At 59.9% G+C, this 16,866-nt stretch carries 13 protein-coding genes and 4 pseudogenes; 16 read left to right on the top strand and 1 reads right to left on the bottom strand.

The genetic code is table 11. The annotated features are described in order from the left end of the window. The first annotated feature begins 8 nt into the window (after nucleotides 1-8). Nucleotides 9-764, top strand: coding sequence for an SDR family oxidoreductase (locus tag P3T25_RS26960; protein WP_429359669.1), 756 nt, complete (start codon nucleotides 9-11; stop codon nucleotides 762-764). A gap of 919 nt (nucleotides 765-1,683) precedes the next feature. Beyond that, nucleotides 1,684-1,818 (top strand): NAD(P)(+) transhydrogenase (Re/Si-specific) subunit beta, encoded by a 135-nt coding sequence (locus P3T25_RS26955; protein ID WP_429359667.1) that lies wholly within the window; start codon nucleotides 1,684-1,686, stop codon nucleotides 1,816-1,818. A 160-nt stretch (nucleotides 1,819-1,978) separates the two neighbouring features. Here P3T25_RS26955 and P3T25_RS26950 read toward each other — a convergent pair. After that, nucleotides 1,979-2,348, bottom strand: a pseudogene (locus P3T25_RS26950) (transposase); the annotation flags it as partial. Between P3T25_RS26950 and P3T25_RS26945 the strand changes: the two are divergent. From P3T25_RS26945 to P3T25_RS26880, 14 genes and pseudogenes are all read left to right on the top strand, one after another. Then, entirely contained in the window at nucleotides 2,325-2,609 is a 285-nt protein-coding gene (locus P3T25_RS26945) for an EAL domain-containing protein (RefSeq protein ID WP_429359727.1), read from the top strand. The pseudogene P3T25_RS26950 and the gene P3T25_RS26945 overlap by 24 nt on opposite strands. Nucleotides 2,610-3,280: 671 nt before the next feature. Further along, nucleotides 3,281-3,646, top strand: a pseudogene (locus tag P3T25_RS26940) (MFS transporter); the annotation flags it as partial. 150 nt (nucleotides 3,647-3,796) lie between these two features. After that, entirely contained in the window at nucleotides 3,797-5,323 is a 1,527-nt protein-coding gene (locus tag P3T25_RS26935; RefSeq protein WP_429359665.1) for a CoA-acylating methylmalonate-semialdehyde dehydrogenase, read from the top strand. Between the two features lie 90 nt (nucleotides 5,324-5,413). Continuing rightward, nucleotides 5,414-6,319 (top strand): 3-hydroxyisobutyrate dehydrogenase, encoded by a 906-nt coding sequence (gene mmsB, locus P3T25_RS26930; RefSeq protein ID WP_429359663.1) that lies wholly within the window; start codon nucleotides 5,414-5,416, stop codon nucleotides 6,317-6,319. Continuing rightward, a complete protein-coding gene (locus P3T25_RS26925) occupies nucleotides 6,316-7,152 on the top strand; it encodes an enoyl-CoA hydratase (protein WP_429359661.1) in 837 nt (278 codons plus the stop codon). The genes mmsB and P3T25_RS26925 overlap by 4 nt, the downstream gene beginning before the upstream one ends. Beyond that, the gene (locus tag P3T25_RS26920) at nucleotides 7,149-8,318 is read left to right on the top strand and encodes an enoyl-CoA hydratase/isomerase family protein (RefSeq protein ID WP_429359659.1); all 1,170 of its coding nucleotides are present in this window, start codon (nucleotides 7,149-7,151) and stop codon (nucleotides 8,316-8,318) included. The genes P3T25_RS26925 and P3T25_RS26920 overlap by 4 nt, the downstream gene beginning before the upstream one ends. 287 nt (nucleotides 8,319-8,605) lie before the next feature. Then, entirely contained in the window at nucleotides 8,606-9,355 is a 750-nt protein-coding gene (locus P3T25_RS26915; protein ID WP_429359657.1) for an electron transfer flavoprotein subunit beta/FixA family protein, read from the top strand. A 13-nt stretch (nucleotides 9,356-9,368) separates the two neighbouring features. Continuing rightward, nucleotides 9,369-10,304, top strand: coding sequence for an electron transfer flavoprotein subunit alpha/FixB family protein (locus P3T25_RS26910; RefSeq protein WP_429359655.1), 936 nt, complete (start codon nucleotides 9,369-9,371; stop codon nucleotides 10,302-10,304). A gap of 576 nt (nucleotides 10,305-10,880) precedes the next feature. Next, nucleotides 10,881-11,588, top strand: a pseudogene (locus P3T25_RS26905) (transposase); the annotation flags it as partial. Nucleotides 11,589-11,780: 192 nt separating this feature from the next. Then, nucleotides 11,781-12,167: pseudogene (locus P3T25_RS26900) on the top strand (SDR family NAD(P)-dependent oxidoreductase). A 58-nt stretch (nucleotides 12,168-12,225) separates the two neighbouring features. After that, nucleotides 12,226-13,485 carry an alpha/beta hydrolase gene (locus P3T25_RS26895; protein WP_429359653.1) on the top strand — a complete coding sequence of 420 codons (1,260 nt, stop codon included), beginning with the start codon at nucleotides 12,226-12,228 and terminating at the stop codon, nucleotides 13,483-13,485. Nucleotides 13,486-13,500: 15 nt separating this feature from the next. Continuing rightward, a complete protein-coding gene (locus P3T25_RS26890) occupies nucleotides 13,501-14,364 on the top strand; it encodes a VOC family protein (protein WP_429359651.1) in 864 nt (287 codons plus the stop codon). A gap of 26 nt (nucleotides 14,365-14,390) precedes the next feature. Next, a complete protein-coding gene (locus P3T25_RS26885) occupies nucleotides 14,391-16,082 on the top strand; it encodes an AMP-binding protein (RefSeq protein WP_429359649.1) in 1,692 nt (563 codons plus the stop codon). A 1-nt stretch (nucleotide 16,083) separates the two neighbouring features. Next, nucleotides 16,084-16,866, top strand: a complete 783-nt coding sequence (locus P3T25_RS26880) for a maleate cis-trans isomerase family protein (RefSeq protein WP_429359647.1) — start codon at nucleotides 16,084-16,086, stop codon at nucleotides 16,864-16,866.

Here is a 16,866-nt window from a genome sequence, read left to right as displayed (position 1 = left end):
ACACATCTATGAATCTCACTGGTAATACTATTCTCATCACTGGCGGCACCAGCGGTATCGGTCTCGCGCTTGCAGAGGCATTTTTCCAACTTGGCAACAAGGTTATCGTTGCAGGCCGCCGTCAGTCCCTTCTCGACAAGATCACTGCTGCCAACCCAGGAATGCACGGCAAGCAGCTCGATGTCCAGGACCCCTATGCCCTCGACGAATTTGCCGCCAACATCCAGAAGGAGTTTCCCGAACTTAACATTTTAATCAGCAATGCAGGCGTCTCGAGGCAGGAAGATCTCGCGGCTGATCATATTGACCTTTCCGACGCGCGTTCGATCATCCAGACTAACATCGTCAGCACCCTGCACCTGACCGCGGCGCTCCTTCCAATACTCAAGCGCCAACCGGATGCGACGATTATCACAACCACTTCCGGCTTGGCCTTCGTGCCGCGAAACAACTTCCCGACCTACTGCGCCAGCAAGGCATTGCTGCACTCGTGGTTACAGTCACTGCGTGTGCAGCTCCGGCCCACCTCGGTAGAGGTGCTGGAACTCATCCCGCCGTACGTCCAAACAGAGTTAAGTGGACCACATCAGGCGACGGACCCAAGGGCTATGCCGCTGGCGGACTATGTTGCTGAGGTGATGCAACTGCTTGGTGACGGTACCTCGCCTTCTGGTGAAATCCTCGTCGAGCGTGTCAAAGGAGAGCGCTGGGCTGAAAGAAACGGCGATTACGAACAACGCTTTATTGCTTTCAATGGTGAATGATTTTAACGACCGTCACGAACCCACTCTTACCGATTTCATAGGGTGGGTCGCGCTCGCTCGAGGTTGGCTTGATGCTGGCTGACCTTCGCAGGACGACGTCGGACTGGCGGTGACCTTCAGACGCAATCCGAAGGTTCCGTCCAGTTGCGTCTCCATGATCGAACCGTTTCACGAGCTGGTGCGCGACTGATTCGAGTCCGGCGTCCAGAGCACGACGATCCTCAACGCGCTTGCGCTTAGCCACGGCCACATGGGTGGGTATTCTGCGGCGCGTCGCTTCGTGCTGGACCTCTGAACGCCAAACGTGGCGCGAAAGCGACGACAATCCTGGGGCTTGCGCTGGCCAGGGCAGTGCAGCTCGACCTCGGGGCTGGCCCGATGTCGCTTTCACTGTTTGGTGCCACCTGGAAACTCGCCTCGATATCTGGTGAACGCGGATTCGCCTAGCTATTGGCGCGGCGAGACTGTTAGGGCAATTCGACGACCGTCCTTATCGAATCCGTGTGTTATTTAAAAGCGTAATTCGGGTTGGCGAAATCGCCTCACATGCGTGCTACGGCGCCGCCAAAGTTGTGTCACCTTCAAGCGCGCGCGTGTCCCACGACGCATTTCGGTCCGATCTTGAAGTTGCGCGCTCGCACGGCCTCTGTCGCGAAACGTTATCGCTAAGGCTGGATGAGCTGGTCGATGAAGGTGCGATTTCTAGCGGGCTTGACTCTTCGCGAGTTTGGGACTATTGTTCATTTACGTCGAGACGATACGGTATCGTTCCGTAGTTGATTGGAGTGAGAAGTTCCACATGCCAGCTGTACGTACTTGAGTGACGCCTGCGTAATGAAGGGGGGCAGAACCAGACGGGCGGCGGTCGTGACAGTCAGGTGCTCTATCCATTCTGTGGCCGAGCGTGTGCCGGGGCCATATGAACGTGCTGCTTGAGGAGGAAAAAATGCCCTGCGGGCTAGGGGGTGAGAAGGAAGAGATCGACGGCCGATTTGCGCAGGTCGATGTGGTGACCGTGTTAGGCGCAAACGATGTGGTTAATCGGGGTCTTTGAAATCTAGCGGAAAGGTAGAGCTATCATGATGAATGTTTTATCCCACTGTATTTTTATTGGCAGCAATGCATACGACGAGTACACGTTCGTACCGTGGCTGAATAAATATATTTATCGGAGAACCGTTGATCTTTGTCGCGTGTGCTTGCTTTAAGAAGCGCTAACACAATGAGTTTTTAAGCTGTCGCCAACGGACGATGCAGGGCGATTTCATGAGCACCTTGTGTATTGCGGCGAGTTGTTCAGACCGGATTCGCAGGCGCCTGAAGTTGTGCAGCCATGCAAAGGTCCGCTCGACGACCCACCGGGTCTTTCTGAGGCCACTGCCGCGCGGTTCACCGTGACGGGCAATGTACGAAGCAATGCCGTTGGCGTGCAGTGGTCTGTGATATTTTTCGTGATCGTAAGCGCGATCGGCCTGCACGACGACTGCCTTTGACAGTGGCCGCCCCGCTTGCCACGGATGGGCCGGACAGCCGCATAAGGACCAACAGCCGGGTGAAGTCATTGCTGTTTGCGTCAGTGAGGACCCCGTCAATACGATCAGGATCGACCGCTCGTTCGTGCACGATCTGGACATTGATCCGGGTGGGCGGGCGCGGCTGCTGGTAGGAACGGTTGTCGCGTTGTGCAAGTCGCTCGGTCTTCACGTGATCGCGCAGGGCGTCGAAACAGAAGATCAGAGAAAGGTGCTCCACGAGGCCGGGTGCGACCCGATCCGGGGATTTCTCGTCAGTTCGGCGCTTCCGGCGGCAGAGTTCTGGGAGTTTTTGAAAGAGCACAATGGGTAGACAGAACATCGTGAACTCGCGAAGCGTTTTACTGGGTGCGGATACATGAAGGCCAGTAGCGCCTGTCTTGCCCCCGCATGACGTGGTACCGCCTGCCCGACATTAAATCACTTTAGCTTTGAGAATCAGGAATACCTTGCGGCTTGAGAATATATTGAGGTCGACTACGTCAAGGGTAGACTCTGTTGCGGGGCGCGCGCGAACCCGACTTTGACCAAGGCCAGATTGGCTGAGGTCTACGGATTGCTAACAATTTCATGGACCATTCCCATGAGAATAGCTGACACTGGGGGGATTCGCTTTGCCTTATGCAACACGATTGAATACAGAACGGCTGGATGACCTGTGCCAAATCCTGTTTGACCGATGGTGCGAAAGGCGAGCGTTAGTACCTTTGTGTTATCTGCTTATCGCCTGGCCAGTTGCCTGGGGAACTGCGGCAGATTTGCACAGACTCTCCGACGCGCTTGGCGAGTTATTAAGGGATAACAAAAATGACCTTTCAAGCTATGAACTCAGTGTTATCCGCAGAATCATGTCCGAAATTACCTGTGTTTGTATTGAAGACGTGATCTCAACTCCAGAACGACCTTGGAATCGGCATCTGAAAGCGGCAGAGGAAGGGGTGCCGATCGGATGCCTACACCGGTCTGAGGGAGATGAAAGGTGAACGTCTGTTCCTGATAGACCTTGTCGTCATGTCCCTGTTTACGGCGCCGTTCTTCGCCATGCTCGGAACGCGCAATCCCGTCATCGTTTGGCGGGCGATGGTGCTCGGCGTAGGCGTGGTATTTCCGATTCTTTGTGCGCCGGAGGCACGATTGTTCGCTTCGCCGATTCCCGCTGAGATCCGCGATAGCGGGATCTCGTTGTCGGTGCAGATCGCGGGTGTGCTTGGAGGCGGAGTCGCGTCGATGATTGCAACTGCCTTGCTGGCCGTGGGCGGTGGCCGCTCTCACTATGTAGTCGCTTACATGCTGGTGCCAGATATCGCCACGCTGTGCTGCACGATGTTGAAGCGGACACGGGTTGAATAGCAACGAGTGGCCGATCTTACCGTCAGGTGGTCACGTATCGCCGCAACGCCGCGGAGCGCGTGCAGTCGATAGGCGAGCTGATCACCTTGTTTTTTTATGTTGTCCGGCGTTCGACCGGACCTATTCGAACCTAACCAAAAGAGTTAAAGCATGAATGCTGTGACCGAAGCGTCCAATGAAGGCTTGAACACGGCCAAGCTGTTGATCAACGGTGAGTTCGTCGAATCCAAAACCACCGAATGGCGCGACATCGTCAACCCGGCCACGCAAGAGGTGCTGGCGCGCGTACCGTTCGCCACCGCCGAAGAAGTGAACGAAGCGATCTGCTCGGCGCATGCCGCGTTCAAGACGTGGAAGGACACGCCGATCGGCGCACGCATGCGCATCATGCTGAAGTTCCAGGCGCTGATTCGCGAGCATTCGCCGCGGATCGCCAAGACCCTGAGCGCCGAGCAGGGCAAGACAATTCCCGACGCGGAAGGCGATATCTTCCGCGGGCTTGAAGTGGTCGAGCACGCCTGCTCGATCGGCACCTTGCAGCAGGGTGAATTCGCCGAGAACGTGGCGGGTGGCGTGGATACCTACACGCTGCGTCAGCCGATCGGCGTATGCGCCGGCATCACGCCGTTCAATTTCCCCGCGATGATCCCGCTGTGGATGTTCCCGATGGCGATCGTCTGCGGCAATACGTTCGTGCTGAAGCCTTCCGAGCAGGATCCGCTCTCGACCATGCAACTGGTCGAACTCGCGCTCGCGGCCGGCGTGCCGAAGGGCGTGCTGAATGTCGTACATGGCGGCAAGGACGTGGTCGACGCGCTCTGCACGCATGAACTGGTCAAGGCGATTTCGTTCGTCGGTTCGACCGCGGTGGGCACGCACGTTTATCGCCTCGGCAGCGAACACGGCAAGCGCGTGCAATCGATGATGGGCGCAAAGAATCACGCCGTGGTGCTGCCCGATGCGAACCGCGAGCAGACCCTGAATGCTCTCGCTGGCGCGGGGTTCGGTGCAGCGGGACAGCGTTGCATGGCAACCTCGGTAATCGTGCTGGTCGGCGCGGCGCAGCAATGGCTGCCGGATCTGGTCGCGAAAGCAAAGACGCTGAAGGTCAACGCGGGCAATGAGCCGGGTACGGACGTCGGCCCGGTCGTCTCACGCACCGCGAAGCAGCGCATTCTCGGCCTGATCGAAACAGGCGTGAAAGAGGGCGCAACGCTGGCGCTCGACGGTCGCGACGTGAAGGTTCCCGGCTACGAGCAAGGCAACTTCATCGGCCCGACGGTGTTCACGGACGTCACCACGGAGATGGAGATCTACCGTCAGGAAATCTTCGGCCCGGTGCTGGTGGTGCTGAATGCCGCCACGCTCGATGATGCGATCGCGCTCGTCAACAGCAATCCGTTCGGCAACGGCGTGGGTCTTTTCACGCAAAGCGGAGCGGCGGCGCGCAAATTCCAGAGCGAAATCGATATCGGCCAGGTCGGCATCAACATTTCGATTCCGGTGCCGGTGCCGTTCTTCAGCTTTACCGGCTCGCGCGGTTCGAAACTCGGCGACCTCGGTCCGTACGGCAAACAGGTCGTGCAGTTTTACACGCAGACCAAAACCGTCACCGCCCGTTGGTTCGACGACGACACCGTCAACGACGGCGTCAATACGACCATTAGCCTGCGCTGAGCCCAGGATCTAATGTTTTGCATGGGAGCGCGCCGCGTGGGACGGGAGTAAGCGCTAAAGCGCCAACTCCTATCGACTGGAGACGACATCATGAAAATAGGCTTTATCGGACTCGGCAACATGGGCGCGCCGATGGCGCACAACCTGCTCAAGGCGGGCAACGCGGTCAACGTGTTTGACCTCAACGCGCAAGCCGTGCAGGCGCTCGTCGATGCGGGCGCGAAAGCGGCCGGTTCGCCGAAAGCAGCGGTGGCCGACGCGGAATGTGTGATCACCATGCTGCCCGCCGCTGCGCATGTGCGCAGCGTACTGACCGCGGATGACGGCGTGTTCGCCGGCATCGCGAAAGGCGTGACGATCATCGATTCGAGCACGATCGATCCCGCGAGCGTGAAATACTTCGCCGAACTCGCGCAGCAACACGGCAACACTTTTGTCGATGCGCCCGTGTCCGGCGGCACCGGCGGCGCGGCGGCGGGTACGTTGACCTTCATGGTTGGCGGCAGCGCGAGCGCGTATGAGCAGGTCAAGCCGGTGCTCTCGGCGATGGGCAAGAATATCGTGCATTGCGGCGACACCGGCACCGGCCAGGTCGCGAAGATTTGTAACAACCTCGTGCTCGGCATCACGATGGCAGGCGTGGCCGAGGCGATGTCGCTGGGCGAGGCGCTCGGCATCGACGCGAAAGTGCTGGGCGGCATCATCAATACCTCGACGGGCCGCTGCTGGAGTTCGGACACGTATAACCCGATGCCCGGCGTGATCGAAACCGCACCGTCCACGCGCGGTTATACCGGTGGCTTCGGCACCGATCTGATGCTCAAGGACCTGGGCCTCGCCATCGACGTCGCAAAAGCCGCACGTCAACCGGTCTATTGCGGGGCGCTCGCGCAGCTGCTTTATCAATCGATGAGCGCGAAGGGCGCGGGACGCCTGGACTTCTCGGCGGTCATCAAGCTCTATCGAAAGGACAGCAAGGTCGGAGAGGCGTCATGATCGAGCTCGACTACGCCCACGACGGCGCCGTCGCGCTGCTGACACTCAAGCGGCCACCGGCGAACGCGTTCACGCCCGACGGCTTGCTGATGTTGCAGCAGACCGTCGAACATCTGAACGGCGAAGCGCGCGTGCGGGCCATCGTGATTGCGGGCGATGGCCCGAAGTTCTTCAGTGCGGGCGCCGACCTGAACGCGTTCGCTGACGGCAATCGCGAAGTCGCGCGCACGGCGGCGACGCGCTTCGGCTCGGCGTTCGAGACCTTGCAGAACGCACGACCGGTGGTGATCGCGGCGATCAACGGTTATGCAATGGGCGGTGGGCTCGAATGTGCGCTGGCCTGTGATATCCGCATCGCCGAGCAACATGCGGTGATGGCGCTTCCCGAAACGGCGGTGGGCTTACTGCCGTGCGGCTGCGGCACGCAGACGTTGCCATGGCTGGTCGGCGAAGGCTGGGCCAAGCGGATGATTCTGACCGGCGAACGCGTCGACGCTGCGACCGCATTGCGTATCGGCCTTGTCGAAGAAGTGGTGGAAAAGGGTGCCGCGCGGGAGGCCGCGCTTACGATGGCGGCGCGTGTCGCGAGCCTTAGCCCGCAAGCGGTCGCCTTCAGCAAGACGCTGATTCACCAGGGCCGCAACGGCGTGCCGCGTGCGGCGGCGTTGGCGGTGGAGCGGGAACGCTTTGTCGATCTGTTCGACGGCGCCGATCAGCGCGAAGGCGTCACTGCGTTTCTCGAGAAGCGCGCGCCACGCTGGCAGGTGACGCAGGCTGGGCACGCAGGGAACGCTGACCAGGTCGCAAACGTCGAGCAGGAGACCCGCCGATGAGCGCCTTGCAGAGCGTCGTACTCGATACAGGCGTAGCAGCGGAGCGCGAAATTCTGTTTCGTGTTGTCAACCGTGTGGCGATCATCACGCTGAACCGGCCGGCCGCGCTCAATGCGCTATCGCACGCGATGGTGCGCGAGCTTGCTGTGCTGGTCGAACATTGCCGTACCGACGACGGCATCGTTGCCCTCGTGCTGAAAGGCGCGGGCGCCAAGGGCTTTTGTGCCGGCGGCGATGTGCGCGATCTGCATCGCCTTGCGAGCGCGAAGCATCTCGATTGGCAGCAGTTCTTCATCGACGAATACCGGCTCGATTACGCTTTGCATACCTTTCCGAAGCCAGTAGTCGCGCTACTTGATGGCGTGACGATGGGCGGCGGTATGGGCCTCGGTCAGGGCGCGCGGCTGCGCGTCGTTACCGAGCGCACGAAGATGGCGATGCCGGAGACGCGTATCGGACTAATTCCTGATGTGGGCGCCAGCTATTTTCTCGCGAAGATGCCCGTTGAGACCGAACTGTATGTGGGGCTCACCGGAACCACGCTGACGGGGCCCGACGCAGTGCTCTGCCACCTGGCCGACGTCTGCGTGTCGTCGGAATGGCTGAAGACATTCGAGGAGCGGCTGCAATCGATGCCATCGTCTCGCCTCAATCCCGCGTTTCCTGACGTGCTGATGCGCTCGCTACAGGCGATCTTCGAGCCGCCTGGCAACGTGATGGCGCATGCGCCACTCGGGTCGCTGACGCAGGTCATCAAGCGCTATTTCAATCCGCGCTTTGATCTCGATCGGATCGTGGGAACGTTGAAGCACGACGCCGATGCGAACGCTCCGCGCGAGATCAGGCAGTGGATTCAGGCGACGCTCGAAGTGCTGAAGATGCATTCGCCAACGATGCTCTATGTCGCGCGGGAGGCGATGCTGCGCGGCCGCCACAGCACGCTTGCCGATTGCTTCCGGATGGAACTGGGGATCGTGACGCGGGCGGTCGAGGAGGGTGACTTCCTCGAAGGAGTGCGCGCCCATCTTGTCGACAAGGACCGCGAGCCGCGTTGGGCACTTGCGCACATACACGAAGTTCGCCACGAGCGCGTGCGGCATTTCCTGTCGTCGCCTTGGCGTTCGACGGATCACCCACTGCGTGACATAGAGTGCGTTCGTCCTTGACGATCTGGGAATCGGCGACGCGACGCGCAGACTGCATCGGAATACCTGCCGGCCCCGCACGAGAACGAACGCTTGTCGTGTAAGCGGTACTACGGGTGCGCGGCCAACGGCGCAGGCGCTACACCCCACTGCAGCCACGCTGCATTCGCTTGGCCTGTTGCGCGAGGGCAGGGACGGCCCGTTGCATGCGTACGTGCAGCGCTCGGTTTGAGAGCGCGATGAATCGGATCGTGTGGTGCGAGTCGCCTCACACGATGTCTCAATGAATCTCGCAATAGGAATGCGATATGAAAATCATGGTGCCAGTCAAGAGAGTGGTCGATTACAACGTGAAAGTTCGAGTGAAATCGGACGGCACGGGCGTCGACATCGCGAACGTGAAGATGTCGATGAATCCGTTCGACGAAATCGCGGTTGAAGAAGCCGTTCGTCTGCGCGAAGCGGGCGTGGCGACCGAAGTGATCGCCGTGTCGGCCGGTGTCACGCAGGCGCAGGAAACGCTGCGCACGGCGCTGGCAATTGGTGCGGACCGCGCGATCCTGATCGAGTCGGGCGAAGACCTGCAGCCGCTGGCGGTGGCCAAGCTGCTGAAGGCGCTGGTCGACAAGGAACAGCCGCAACTGGTCATCCTCGGCAAGCAGGCCATCGACGACGATTCGAACCAGACCGGCCAGATGCTGGCTGCGCTGGCGAACCTGCCGCAAGCTACCTTCGCGTCGAAGGTTGTCGTCGCTGACGGTAAGGCTACGGTGTCGCGCGAAGTCGACGGTGGCGCGGAAACGCTGTCGCTGAGCCTGCCGGCTGTGATCACGACCGACCTGCGCCTGAACGAGCCGCGCTACGTGACGCTGCCGAACATCATGAAGGCGAAGAAGAAGCCGCTGGAAGTCATCAAGCCGGAAGACCTCGGCGTTGATGTGACGCCGCGCCTGAAGACGCTGAAAGTCGTCGAGCCGCCGAAGCGCTCTGCCGGTGTGAAGGTGCCGGATGTGAAGACGCTGGTCGAGAAGCTAAAGACCGAAGCCAAGGTGCTGTGAGGAGACGGACGAAATGACGAATCTGGTAATTGCTGAACACGACAACGCGTCGATCAAGGCTGCGACGCTGAATACGATTGGAGCCGCGCAGAAGATTGGTGGCGATATTCACGTGCTGGTGGCAGGTCACAACGCACAGGCTGCGGCGGATGCGGCAGCGAAGATTGCAGGTGTTTCGAAGGTGTTGCTGGCCGACGCGGCGCAACTCGAAGCGGGCCTGGCGGAAAACGTCCAGGCAACCGTGATGAACATCGCGAAGGACTACACGCACATCCTCACGCCGGCGACCGCCTACGGCAAGAACATCGCGCCGCGCATCGCCGCGAAGCTGGACGTCGCGCAGATCAGCGACATTACCGCGGTAGATAGCGCCGATACGTTCGAACGCCCGATCTACGCAGGCAACGCAATCGCCACGGTTCAATCTCAGGACCCAATCAAGGTCATCACGGTCCGCACGACCGGTTTTGACCCGGTGGCAGCAGAAGGCGGCGGCGCAACGGTCGAGAAGATCGAAGCGGCAGCCGACACGGGCCTCTCGCAGTTCGTGAGCCGCGAAGTGACGAAGCTGGACCGTCCGGAGCTGACCTCGGCGAAGATTATCGTCTCGGGTGGCCGGGGTCTCGGCAACGGCGAGAACTACACGAAGGTTCTGGAGCCGCTGGCGGACAAGCTGAACGCAGCGCTGGGCGCATCGCGTGCGGCCGTAGATGCGGGCTTCGTGCCGAACGACTATCAGGTCGGCCAGACGGGCAAGATCGTCGCGCCGCAACTGTACGTGGCGGTCGGCATCTCGGGCGCGATCCAGCATCTGGCCGGTATGAAAGACTCGAAGGTCATCGTCGCCATCAACAAGGACCCGGAAGCGCCGATTTTCAGCGTCGCCGATTATGGTCTGGTGGGCGATCTGTTCGCACTCGTGCCGGAACTCGTGAGTGAGCTCGGATGATATGGCTAGATTGACAAGCGGACCAGCGGGCCGACCATTTCTTACGGAGAAACGAGATATCTGATGCGCTCATCTTCCGAGCGGAAGTTAAATGAACAGCTCTCCGTAAAGCGTCGCGGAATTCAACGTTGCATCCGGAATTTAGTTGTGCGCGTCAAGCTGTGCAGAAAGTTGTGAAGATGGCTGCCGCTGCCAACGAGCGCCAAGGCGTCCATCTTAATATTGAGATGAGTCAGAGATCAATATTTGGGTTATTTTTTTAACCGGTGTGGAGGCGCGGGGCGAACGTGCCGTGCATCGCGCTCCTGAAGAGCGCGGACATCGCCACGTCTGGATGCAGCTCTGGGAGGAGCAACCGATAGCAGAAGGCCGTGTTTGATCGCAATCAGTCGCACGGGAAGAAAGGCGACAGTTGATTTGACGTCTGACGTCCGAACCTCAGCAGAGCTTTCGTAGTCGACCTTGAACAATTCGGAAGTCCTTGGTGGAGAGGCTTTACGGCCGAAATGGTGTTGTGGGAATTGCAGGGACCGGGCGTATTGATGCATGAATCCTGCAGTTTCTAACGAGGTACAGATGGGTCCCAAGACGCCTGTGACGGAGAGAGATTTCTTTCCGGCAACGATTGCGTGAACAGATCAACTTGACGCATCCGCTGATGTGCCTCGCCGACCTGATCAACTAGGAGCAGCTGGACACGGAGATGAGTGAAAGCTTTGTGCCCGGCAGGGCTCGCCCGGCTACATCGCTGCGCCTGATTGCGGGTCTGCTCTACCTGCAACACGCTTTCGACCTGTCCGGCGAAGAGGTCGTCTGGCAATGGGTCGAAAACCCGTATTGGCACGTGTTCAACTGGCGAGACTTACCTGCGGACGGAACCACCAGTTGACCCATCGAGCCTGCCACGCTAGCGCAGGCGGCTGGGGGAAGCCAAAGTTGAAGAATTGCTGGCAGAGACGATTGACGCAGCAAAGCGCGCCGGCACGATCAAAGTCGCGAGCGTGAAACGCGTAATCGTTGACACGACAGTGATGGGGGATGCGATCGCGCATCCGACCGATTCGCGCCTGCTCGAGCGGTGTTGCGAACACCTGGTGAGGGCCACTGCGAGACACGGCCTGAAGCTGCGGTAGAACTACAACCGTCAGGCGTCACGCCTAGCAAGCCAGATCAGTCGTTACGCACATGCGAAGCAATACAAACGGATGAGAAAGACACTGCGCATGTTGCGCTCGCGTGTGGGTCGGGTGGCGCGATGTCGAGAGGCAACTCGACACGGTGGCGGTGGTGCACGCGACGGGATAGGTTTTGCAACCGCGCAGATGCTGGCCGAACGGGGTGCCCATATCGCACTGGCCGATCTCGATGGCGTGCGAGTCCGCGAACTCGTGGCCGATCTGCCGGGCCGCGTGCGGCATTCGGCCCACCGCTCGATGTCACGGACGAGGCCGTGATCGCGCACGTCTTTGAGGAGTCGTGCAGAACCGCGGCGCGATCGATGGTCTCGTCGTTGCAGCCGGGCTGTATTCGCCCGAGTCTTTCACGGCGACTTCGCGCGCGACTTGGGACCGCATATTCGCGGTCAACGCCTCGGGTGCGTTTCTGGTCTCGTAGACCGTCTCGAAACGCATGCTGGGGCGGGGCGGCGGCCACATCATTCTGGTTGCTTCGATCGGCATGCTCCAGCCACAACTGACCGCGGCGGCTTACGGTGCGTCGAAAGCGGTGGTAATCCAGTTGGGTCGTTGGCGGCGAGCAGTCGTTTCTAGAGACCTAGTTTGGCGCGAAAACAGGCACGGCCGACCTTCTAGCCGGACAGTGCCGGGGCAGGCCTGTGGACTTCGGTCAGATTTTTCTGTCTAAAATTTGACGTAGTAGTCAAAAAAGCTATACTAACGTCAATGGCTACGGAGACATTTATATGAGCAATATGCCAGCTGGCGTGGTTCTCGAACGTCCTCATACGTTGACGATTGACTGGTTTCCTGACGCATTGCCGCTTGCCACGCAACAAACCAGCGCCACGCTGCGTACCGAAGATGGCGCGGCCACCTGTGGCGTGCTGTACTGCGGTGCATCGACGAAAACAGTCGTTTGCCTGATGCACCCACGCGAGAACTTCACGTTCCACTATCTGATTCCCGGATTGCTGCGGGCGGGGGCGTCGGTTTGGGCGCAGGCGGCTCGCTCGGTCGGCAACGACCTCCGGCTCGAGCATGAACTTGCCTTGCACGACGTCGCGGCCGGTTTGCGCTACCTGCGCGAGGCAGGCTTCGAGCGCATTGTGTTGCTCGGCAATTCGGGCGGTTCCGGGCTCTATAGTTTCTACATCCAGCAATCGGCGCTTTCCGCACAAGACCGGATCGCAAGGACACCCGGTGGGCGCGCCACCCATCTGGCGAGTGCGACCATGCCGATGGTGGATGGCATGATCTATCTGGCGCCGCATCCGGGGCAGGGTCGCTTATTGATGGGGTGCATCGATCCTTCCGTGACCGACGAAGGCGATGCGTTATCGATCGACGATGCGCTGAACCCGTTCAACCCCGGGAACGGCTATTCCCGCGAACCCGGCGCGACGCGCTATAGCGCAGAGTTCGTTGCCCGCTATCGCGATGCGCAACGGGACCGCGTAGCGCGTCTTGACCAGATGGCCCGGCAATTGATCGCCGCGCGTCAGGACGCGCGGCAAGCCGTGAAGGAAAAAGTTGCGACCCGCCGGCAGAAGCTCGAGGCCAACCACACGCCGGTCATGACCGTGTGGCGGACGGACGCCGACCTACGCTGTCTGGACGCATCGCTCGATCCGTCCGACCGCAAACCCGGTTCGCTGTGGTCGCCGAATCCGGTCGTCTCGAACTATGGTTCGGTCGGGTTTGGACGCTTGTGTTCCCCGGAGTCCTGGCTTTCGACATGGTCCGGTCTCTCGTCGAATGCAGCGTTGGAAGCAACGGCGCCTTCGGTCACCGTGCCCTCGTTGCTGGTCGAATACACCGGCGATCAGACTACTTTTCCATTGGCCATTGCCGACATTTTTGCCGGTATCGGTTCGACCGATAAGACCCACGTTCGCGTGCGTGGCGATCATCACGGCAGACCGCTGGAGGCCGCGGACGAACCGGGCCGGGCAATCGCCGCGCGCGCGGCCGGCGAATGGCTGCATCAACGCTCTTTCTTATAACTCGGGAGTTGACGAATGAATCAATCAGTACCGCTCAGGCTGTCGGGGGTCGATCACACGGCGCGCCCGACGTGGAAGCTGCGCGAAACCATCGAGTTCTATCGCGACACGCTGGGTCTGCCGCTTGTCCACACGATCTCCGCGCGAGGCTGGGGCCCGGAGCGCCACCCAGACTTTCTTCATTTCTTCTTCGATAGCGGCAACGGAAGCACGATCGCGTTTTTTTACTATCTGGGCGAACCGCCGCCGCAAGAACGTCCCTTGATGCCGCCCACGCCCGACGATCATGTATTCGATGCGACGCACACCGCGTGGCTGACCGATAGCGCGGAAAAGTTGCTCGCATGGAAGGAGATGCTCGAGGCGAAAGGTGTGGAAGTCTCATCGACCACTCAGCACGAAGTGATCGAATCGATCTACTTTCGCGACCCCAACGGTTACTTCATCGAAATCACCGTCAAGCTGCGCGAACTGCAATCGCTAGACGCGCGGGATGCGGCGCTGACGCTTGAAGCGGCAATCATGGCGGAGCAGCTCGCGAGCGACCATGCAGGACAACTCCGGCAAATTGATACTGTATGGCAGGCAAAGGGCAGGTTATTGAGCGGGCAATGCGGCATAAAGAGCGAAGGCCCGGGCATATTTGTGCCGGCGCTGGCGGAGTTCGCGAGCGTGGTGGATGCAGCGCGGTGCAATCCCGAGTATCGCGTATCGCAACCGTCGCCGGGCTACTTTCTGATTGAATCGGAAGAGGCGCTCGAATTCAACCGCAAGGAGCTGGGTCTGAAACCAGCCGTCTGGTATGGCCTCTTCACAGGCGGCTTGTGCGGGCGTATCGATACGTTTGACAAAGACCGCGTTCGCATCGTCGAACAATAAGAACGCGTCGACTGGAGAAGACAGACATGGCAGGCATCCATTATCCGCTCGAAGGTGTCGCATATTGCGAACCATCGGTCGCTCAGCATTATTTTCAGGTCGGCGCGTGGGTCGACAAAACGTTCGGCGAGGCGCTCGCGGCAACGGCGCGACGCCTTCCCGACAAGCTGGCCTTGATCAGCGACGAGCGCAGCATCACGTTTCGCGCGCTGGATGAACAAAGCGACCGTCTGGCCACGGCATTGCTCAAACTCGGACTCGAACCCGGAGCACGCGCTGTGTTCCAGATGGGGACGACCATCGACACCGCACTGGCGCTGTGTGCATGCTACAAGAGCGGCATTGTTCCGGTTTGCGCTCTGCCGCAGTACCGCGAGATCGAGATCGGCAAGCTGGCAGGCTTGTCGCTGCCGCAAGCCTATTTCGTGCAGGCCGACGCGGCACAGCTCGATCTGGTCGGTTTTGCGCGGAAGATGTGTGCCGAACATCCGTCTTTCAAACATCTGGTCGTTGCGCGTGGTGATGCGCCCGCTGGGACGCATTCGATGTCCGCATTACTGGAGTCGGTGTCGCTGGATGAGGCGAGGACCACTCTACGCGGTGTGCACATCGGCTCGGAAGACGTCCTTAGCTTCCAACTGTCTGGCGGTACGACAGGGGTGCCAAAGATCATCCCGCGTTTTCACGCGGAATATCTCGCGCATGCCGAAGCGTGGTCCAGGCACGTCGAGGCCGGCGAAAACGCCACGTTGATCTGGTCACTACCTTTACTTCACAACGCGGCGCATCTTTATGCGCTGGTGCCCACGATATCCCTCGGGCAGACCACCGTATTGATGCCAAAGGTCGATATCGTGCGGATGGCGGAACTGATCCAGCAGCATCGCGTAACGCATGCTGTTTCGATCGGACCGGTCGCCCCGCAGATCATGGCGTGCCCCGAAGTGCTCAACTATGACCTGTCGTCGCTCAAGCTGTTCTTTTGTCTGACCCGGGCCGATGGGCTCGAAGCGTTTCTCGGCGTGACCAGTTCGAATATGTACGGCACGACCGAAGGTTTGCTGATCGGTTCGGGGCCGGCTGCCGACGAGTTCGTGCGTCATCACACGCATGGGCGATCAGGCTGCGAACATGACGAAGTTGTTCTGCTCCATGCTGACAATGAATCACCGGTCGCGCCGGGCGAAATGGGTGAACTGTGTTTTCGTGGTCCGTCCAGCCTGAGAGGCTACTACAACGCGCCCGAGGCCAACGCGACGGCCTTTACGTCGACGGGTTTCTTCCGGACCGGGGACATGATGCGCGCTCATGTCGTCGATGGGGTGACTTACTTCTCGTTTGAAGGACGCCTGCGCGACAACATCAATCGCGGTGGCGAGAAAATCGGTGCCGAGGAAGTCGAAGCGTTGATGAGCCACCACCCGGCCGTGCTGGACGCAAAGCTCGTGGCGATGCCCGATCCGTTTTACGGAGAAAAGGGCTGTGCGTTTCTCATCATCCGTGAAGGACATGCCGCGCCCGATATTCCACAGATGATCGACTTCCTCTCGTCTCAGGGACTCGCGAAGTTCAAGTGTCCGGAGCGGATCGAAATCGTGGATGAGTTTCCGGTCACGCGAGTCGGCAAAGTCGACAAACCCGCCATGCGCCGGATCATCGCGCAGACCATCGAGTCCGAAGCCGCGGCGAATGTTTCACCTTCCAGACAGGATCATTGACATGAGCAAGATCGCCTACCGGATCGGCCAGATCGTGCCGAGTTCCAACACGACGATGGAAACAGAAGTGCCCGCCTTATTGCGGCGCCGCGAAACGCTGGCGCCAGAACGCTTCACGTTTCATTCGAGTCGCATGCGCATGCACAAGGTGACGAAGGAAGAACTCGTCGCCATGAACAAGGAAGGCTTGCGGTGCGCTGCGGAACTCGCCGACGCTCGCATGGATGTGATGAGCACGGCTTGTCTTGTCGCAATCATGGCCATGGGACCGGGATATCACCGCACGGTGGAGAGGGAGTTGGCCGAGGTGGTCAAAGCCAATCAGTGCGATGCGGCGGTGATGACTTCAGCCGGAGCGCTCATAGAAGGTCTGAAGATCATGGGCGCCCGTCGAATTTCATTGATGGCGCCCTACATGAAGCCGCTGACCAAACTGGTGGTGGAATACATCGAGAGCGAGGGGATCGAGGTGGTCGACGCGCTCTCATTCGAAATTCCGGATAACCTGGATGTGGGGCGGCGTGACCCCATGCAGCTTCTGCAAGACGTGGGGACGCTTAATGTGGCGAATGTCGATGTCGTCGTCGCATCGGCCTGTGTGCAGATGCAATCGCTGCCGGCTATCGACGCGATCCAGGCGCGACTTGGCATTCCGGTGACGTCGACCGCGGTGTGCACGACGCGGCGGATGCTCGACAAGCTGGGACTCGACGCAAAGATTCCTGGCGGAGGCGCGTTGCTGACTGAAAAGTTTGCGACGCCAATCGCGCCGGCCGAGGCCTGA

It is taken from the genome of Paraburkholderia sp. GAS32 (genome assembly GCF_050434225.1).
GTDB classification, from domain to species: domain Bacteria; phylum Pseudomonadota; class Gammaproteobacteria; order Burkholderiales; family Burkholderiaceae; genus Paraburkholderia; species Paraburkholderia madseniana.
This window is presented reverse-complemented; position numbering and strand designations above follow the sequence as displayed.